The organism is Exiguobacterium sp. RIT452 (assembly GCF_003598705.1).
In the GTDB taxonomy this organism is placed as follows: domain Bacteria; phylum Bacillota; class Bacilli; order Exiguobacteriales; family Exiguobacteriaceae; genus Exiguobacterium_A; species Exiguobacterium_A undae.
In genome coordinates this window covers 244,049-250,349 of record NZ_QXJB01000004.1, presented here as the reverse complement: position 1 = coordinate 250,349, position 6,301 = coordinate 244,049, and the positions used below count along the sequence as shown (strand labels likewise).

Annotated in this window: 5 protein-coding genes, 1 other RNA gene and 1 pseudogene; all 7 read right to left on the bottom strand. The window is 47.7% G+C overall.

What is annotated here, in order from left to right:
* Positions 1 to 756, bottom strand: a pseudogene (locus D3D03_RS11590) (hypothetical protein); the annotation flags it as partial.
* A 118-nt stretch (positions 757 to 874) separates the two neighbouring features.
* Positions 875 to 1,233: a transfer-messenger RNA gene (gene ssrA, locus D3D03_RS11585) on the bottom strand.
* Between the two features lie 58 nt (positions 1,234 to 1,291).
* Positions 1,292 to 1,762 carry an SsrA-binding protein SmpB gene (gene smpB / locus D3D03_RS11580; protein WP_014971147.1) on the bottom strand — a complete coding sequence of 157 codons (471 nt, stop codon included), beginning with the start codon at positions 1,760 to 1,762 and terminating at the stop codon, positions 1,292 to 1,294.
* Between the two features lie 32 nt (positions 1,763 to 1,794).
* Positions 1,795 to 4,152, bottom strand: a complete 2,358-nt coding sequence (gene rnr / locus D3D03_RS11575; RefSeq protein ID WP_119923647.1) for a ribonuclease R — start codon at positions 4,150 to 4,152, stop codon at positions 1,795 to 1,797.
* Between the two features lie 14 nt (positions 4,153 to 4,166).
* The gene (locus tag D3D03_RS11570) at positions 4,167 to 4,907 is read right to left on the bottom strand and encodes an alpha/beta hydrolase (RefSeq protein ID WP_119923646.1); all 741 of its coding nucleotides are present in this window, start codon (positions 4,905 to 4,907) and stop codon (positions 4,167 to 4,169) included.
* Between the two features lie 101 nt (positions 4,908 to 5,008).
* The gene (gene secG / locus D3D03_RS11565; protein WP_012371248.1) at positions 5,009 to 5,242 is read right to left on the bottom strand and encodes a preprotein translocase subunit SecG; all 234 of its coding nucleotides are present in this window, start codon (positions 5,240 to 5,242) and stop codon (positions 5,009 to 5,011) included.
* Between the two features lie 141 nt (positions 5,243 to 5,383).
* Positions 5,384 to 6,298, bottom strand: a complete 915-nt coding sequence (rbsB, locus tag D3D03_RS11560; RefSeq protein WP_014971150.1) for a ribose ABC transporter substrate-binding protein RbsB — start codon at positions 6,296 to 6,298, stop codon at positions 5,384 to 5,386.
* Positions 6,299 to 6,301: the final 3 nt, after the last annotated feature.

Below are 6,301 nucleotides of genomic sequence, written 5' to 3'. Positions count from 1 at the left end.
TTCTTGTAATTTAAATAAGTAGTCAACGTCAAACCTTGATTTTTGTACTAAACCATTTACAGTTAACATGTCATTTGAAATCAATACCTCGTACTCTTTAAATTGAGTTATCAATGAATCTATTCTATACCCTATTGAATTGTCTATATAGTCTAATTTCTTTGTATCAACATCGTGTTTGTACATTCTATTTCTTCTTGTATAATTCCAATGATTGGTATAAAAGACCATAGTTTTTTCTTTTCCTAGTCGAGTATTAGTTTGCAAAAAAACTTTATCGTTTAAACTAAACGTTTTATACTTATTTAAAGATATTTTTTCAATATATAATAATTTTAAATCTCTATCTTCGAGTATTCTTTTCTCCGATCCTTCTTCCTTTCTCAAAGAATTCAAGTCATAAGGAATATTATTTACAATAATCGAGTTATGCTCTCTTAGTAGTTCTTCATCATAATATAATTCATATTTCTCATCTTTTTTTAGAACAATAATTGTTTTGTCTGGATGATTAAATCCCCATAAAAATCTATCTTTTATTAGTTCTAAGATAGATGTTTTACCGATACCATTGTCCCCTGCTATCGTAGTTAAGGATTGAACATTTTCACCCCAGTAATCTTCCAAATAACTATCATTTTTTTTAATGTTTAATGTTTTTTTGACTTCATCATAGTGAAATTTGAATTCACTTTGAAAATTCAAATCACAATTGATTAAATTTGAATTACTATTTGCTAAAAAGTATACTAACATCTTTATCACGTCCTTTTTTATAACAACCACTAAATTAAAATGACACTATACAAAAATAAGTGCCACATCCATTTATTTTACAGGATGTGGCACTTATTTGAAATCATAAGATTTCAGGATATGGAGACGGTGGGAGTCGAACCCACGTCCGAAGGCATCGTATACTTAAGCTTCTACGTGTGTAGTCAATTTATTGGGATCTCGTCGTCAGGCTGCCAATTGACAGGCGTCCGTCCGACCAGTCTGATTCCATCTCTTCTCTTTCCCTCCAGACGGAAGGGTCCAAGCGTAGCCTGTTTAAAGTGAGACCCTAGAAATCAGCCGACCAGGCGACGGCTGCTAGGATCCGTAGTAGCTATTAAGCTGCTGCGAGTTGTGTGTTAGTTTTGCCAGTTATGGCTGATGCGTTTTAACGAGGCCGACCCCTCGACACGCCACAGAAGACCGAACTACCCCCGTCGAATCCGTAACGTCCCCAAGATATAAAATTGGGGCTTTCCGAATACTATTATAATAGCAGAAAAGTGTTACGGGTTCAATACTTTTGCTTGTCGCGTAACGCACGGTCGATATCACGCTTCGCATCCTTCTTCTTCAGATCGTCGCGCTTGTCGAATTTCTTCTTCCCGCGGCCGAGTCCGATCAGACATTTCGCGTAGCCGTTCTTGATGTAGACCTTCAGCGGCACGATCGTGTAGCCGTCGCGCGAGACGAGTCCCATCAAGTTGGCAATTTGTTTTTTGTGCAGCAACAGTTTCCGCGGACGGAGCTGTTCGTGGTTGTACCGGTTCCCTTGTTCGAAGTGGGCGATGTTCGAGTTCCAGAGAATCGCTTCCCCGCCGTCGAAGCGGACGAACGCGTCGCCGATACTGATTTTTCCTTTCCGGACCGATTTGATTTCGGTTCCCGTCAAGACGAGACCCGCTTCGATCGTATCTTCAATCGCATAATCAAACGACGCCCGTTTGTTGTTGGCTAATACTTTTGAACTTGTACCTTTTGGCATCTCTCTTCCACCACATTTCTAAACAGAAGCGCTTATTTGCGCTTCCGTTTTTTATTCGAGACCGCTTTATGGAACGGCGGTTTATCCTTCTTGTCCTTCAGCGCGAACCCTTTGCCTTTCGACTGGTCCTTCGGTTTACTCGGACGCTTCGACTTTCCGCGACGGTCGTCTTTCTTATCGTCGCGTTTTTGTCCCGGACGGCCGCCCGTTGAACGGATCGTCTTCGACTCAAACCGTTTTTTCGGTTGGCGTTCCGGCATCCCGACGACAGCAAAGTCGATCGTCTTCTCATCGATGTTGACACCGGTGACTTTAATCTCGACGACGTCGCCGATCCGGAACTGTTGTTTCGTCCGTTCGCCCATCAATTGATAGTTCGCTTCGTCGTAACGGTAGAAGTCATCCGTCATCGCCTGGATGTGAACGAGTCCTTCGATCGTGTTCGGCAACTCGACGAACATCCCGAAGTTGGTCACCCCACTGACGACCCCTTCAAACGTTTCGCCGATGTGTTGTTCCATATACTCGGCTTTTTTGAGGGCATTTGTTTCGCGTTCCGCGTCAACGGCACGGCGTTCCCGTTTTGAAGCGTGATCGGCGATTTCCGGCAAGATCGCAGAGTAGCGGTCCTGTGTCTTTTGCGATTTATCATTAAAGATGATGTACTCGCGCAACAGACGGTGGACCATCAAGTCCGGATACCGGCGGATCGGTGACGTGAAGTGCGTATAGAAATCGGTCGACAGACCAAAGTGACCAATCGGTTCGACGTCATATTTCGCTTGTTGGAGCGACCGTAACATGACCGTACTGACGACGGCTTCTTCCGGCTCGCCTTCAACGGCGTTCAGGATCGATTGCAACGTCTTCGGTGCGACCGACTCGCCTTTGCGTTCAACATTGATCCCGAAGTTCGCGATGAACTTGAAGAACGTATCGAGACGTTCTGCTTTCGGCTCATCGTGAATCCGGTACATGAACGGCAGTTTTTGGTGCTGGACGTGCTCCGCCACCGTTTCGTTCGCGGCGAGCATAAACTCTTCAATCAGTTTTTCAGCAACCGACCGTTCGCGGAGGATGATTTCGCTTGTCTTGCCTTCTTCGTTGACGAGGACTTTCGCTTCCGGGAAGTCGAAGTTAATCGCACCACGGCGTGAGCGACGTTCGCGGAGGATCGCAGCCAGTTCCGCCATCTGATCGAAGTTGGCGACGAGATCGTGATATTTCGCGACCACTTCTTCGTCTTCGCGTTCAATGATTTTACGGACATCGGTATACGTCATCCGTTCCGTCGTATTGATGACACTTTGTAAAATCTCATGGTTGACGACAGCACCGTTCTGATCGATTTCCATGATACAGCTGAGCGTCAACCGATCGACGTGTGGGTTCAGTGAACAGATCCCGTTTGACAGACGGTGCGGAATCATCGGAATCACGCGGTCCACGAGATAGACACTGGTTCCGCGTTCGCGTGCTTCTTCGTCGAGCGGTGAATCTTCCTTGACGTAATGTGAGACATCGGCGATGTGGACACCGAGCTCATAGTTCCCGTTCGCAAGTTTCTTGACGTGAACGGCATCATCCAAGTCTTTTGCGTCCGCGCCGTCAATCGTGACTGTCACTTCATTGCGTAAGTCGACGCGACCAACGAGATCTTTCTCGTCGATTTGATCGGGAATGTCATTTGCTTCCGCAATCGCTGCGTCCGAGAAGTCGACATTGATGCCGTGCTTGTGGACGATCGACAGGATATCGACACCCGGGTCGTTTTTATGGCCGATGATTTGCAAGACTTTTGCGGTTCCGGCGTAACGGCCGTCCGGATACTTCGTAATCCGCGCGAGGACTTTATGGCCGTCGACGGCACCAAGCGTATCTTCGTTTGCGACGACCGGCAGGAACGTCAGCTTCGAATCATCCGGCTCGATGTAGGCGATCGACTCAATCCGTCCTTTTGGACTGACGAACGTTCCGACGAAATCAGCCGGTCCGCGTGAGAGAATCTTGAGTAACTTGCCTTCGCGGCGGTCTCCGCCGTTTGATTCAGCAAAAACTTTGACGAGGACACGGTCCCCGTTGTAGACATTGCCGAGCTCCGGTGCCGGCAGGAAGATATCGCCTGCCGAACCGTCTTCCGGTGAAACGAATCCGAATCCACGTTGGTGGACCGAGATTTTTCCGGCAACTTGTCCGATTTGAGCGAGGGTTCCGTATTTGTTCGAACGGGTCCGCGCAACAAGCGCTTCTTCTTCGAGTTCATTTAACGTCCGGATCAGTTCCTTGAACTGTGCCGTATCCGTTAGTTCCAGTTTTTTCGTTAATTGATCAATCGACAACGGACGTTCGTCCGCTGCGATGACCTCTAATATGCGTTCACGTAATTCCAACGTGACACCTCCAGTTAATGGCTCCAGTTCAAGCCGTCCAAAAATTCATGGATGTCTTGGTGGAGCGTTTCTTTTTCTTTGTCGAGCGTAATGACATGACCTGAGTTCTCATACCAGATCAGATCTTTTTGTAAGGCACTGACACCATCATGGATGATGTTGGCTGAATCCGTGTTGATCATATGATCGTTGCGGGCTTGGATGACGAGTGTCGGTGCATAGACATCTTCGAGTGAATCGCGTGTCTCTTTCAGCAAGGCTTGCAGATCCTTTAAGGTCGGCATCGGTTCGAACACAGCCATCTCCTGCTCGATTTCCTCGACCGATTTTCCTTCTCGCTTCTTAAATTCTCTGGCATACTCCGTGACTCCTGCATACATGACGTCTTCACTTTTGATGTAAGCCGGCGCACACATCGGAATGACCGCTTTGACCGGACGGTGCATCGAAAGCCGAAGCGACATGACACCGCCGAGTGACAGTCCGCAGACCGCAATCTCGTCGTAGCCTTTCGCTTTTAACGCTTCGTAACCGTCGAGGACATCCTGCCACCAGTCGGCTGGCCCAGTCTTCGTCAGCTCTTCGGGTGGGGCAGCGTGCCCTTTATATTGTGGTGCCAGTGATGTATAACCATGTTTTTGCAGGTAACGTCCGAGCATCCGGACATCGGCGCTTGAGCCGGTGAAGCCGTGCAACAACAGAACTGCCCGGTTGCCGCCTTCAAAAAAGAATGGTTTTGGTAATGTGATTTTCATAAAATGATTCCCCCTCTAACTCTATACCCCAAAATGAAAAAATAGAAATCGAGAAAATAAGAAAAAACGACAGCGCGATCGGACGGCTGTCGTTTCAATACTCACTTATAAAAAGCGACGAGTAACGCCAAGATAAAGAATAATGCCCCTAAAATAGACGCTACACGATTTAGGACCGCATCCAAGCCACGGGCTTTTTGGCGACCAAATAATTGTTCTGCCCCACCTGTCAATGCTCCGAGTCCAGCCGTACGGCCTGACATCAAGAGAACGACGATGATGAGAAGAACGGAAACGACGATGAGGCCGACAAGAGCCACGTTATGAATGATCATCGATGATCCTCCTTCAGTAATATACGCTTCTTTCATTATAGAGAAAAACAACTACGGGAACAAGGTATAGATTCATGAAGTTCAGCTTCCCTCCAAAAAACACCAGCCGGCTGACAAAATCAGCTCGGCTGGTGAGGAAAATTATTGTTTGATGAGATCGAGTTCGACTGGAATGTTCTTCTCGACTGTCTCACCTTTGAGGTGTTTGATTGCTGTATCGATCCCGGTTTTACCGATCTCAGCCGGTTTCTGAGCGACTGTTCCCGCCATCTTCCCGTCTTCGACGGCTTTGACGGCATCGTCTGTTGCGTCAAACCCGATGACTTTTACGTCTTCCATGCCCGCTGCTTTCAACGCTTCGACGGCACCAAGCGCCATTTCATCGTTGTGTGCGAAGACGGCTTTGATGTCTTTGTTGTTTTGAAGGATGTTTTCCATGACCGACAGACCTTTTGCCCGGTCAAAGTTTGCGGATTGTTTGGCAACGACGTCAAGCTTGCTGTCGACTGCCGCATGGAACCCTTCGCCGCGGTCGCGTGTTGCCGATGCGCCCGGGATTCCTTCGAGTTCAACGACTTTCGCTTTGTCACCAACGAGTTCGATCATGTACTCACCCGCTTGTTTCCCGCCTGCAACGTTATCCGACGCGATGTGCGCGATGACGTCACCAGCTTCTGCATTCCGGTCCACTGTGATGACCGGGATGTCCGCATCGTTTGCTGTTTGAACAGCTGCACCGACTGCTGCTGAATCCGTTGGGTTGATCAAGATGAGATCGACGTTCTTTTGAATCATGTCTTCGATGTCACTTGCTTGTTTTGCGGCATCATCTTGTGCATCCGCGACTTGCAGTGTGGCACCTTGTGCTTTTGCTTCTTTTTCTGCGCCTTCTTTAAGTGAAACGAAGAACGGGTTGTTGAGCGTCGAAATCGACAGACCAATCTTAAAGTCTTTTGTTTTCTTCTCTTTTTCCGTGTCACTGCCCGGTTGTTCCGTCGAACAAGCCGCTGCGAAGACCATTAACGCCATCATGACGAGTGCGAGTAGTTTTTTCATATC

Coding starts and splice junctions, on each gene's coding strand:
- smpB (WP_014971147.1), bottom strand. CDS start 1,762: ATGCCAAAAGGTACAAGTTCAAAAGTATTAGCCAACAACAAACGGGCG.
- D3D03_RS11570 (WP_119923646.1), bottom strand. CDS start 4,907: ATGAAAATCACATTACCAAAACCATTCTTTTTTGAAGGCGGCAACCGG.
- secG (WP_012371248.1), bottom strand. CDS start 5,242: ATGATCATTCATAACGTGGCTCTTGTCGGCCTCATCGTCGTTTCCGTT.
- rbsB (WP_014971150.1), bottom strand. CDS start 6,298: ATGAAAAAACTACTCGCACTCGTCATGATGGCGTTAATGGTCTTCGCA.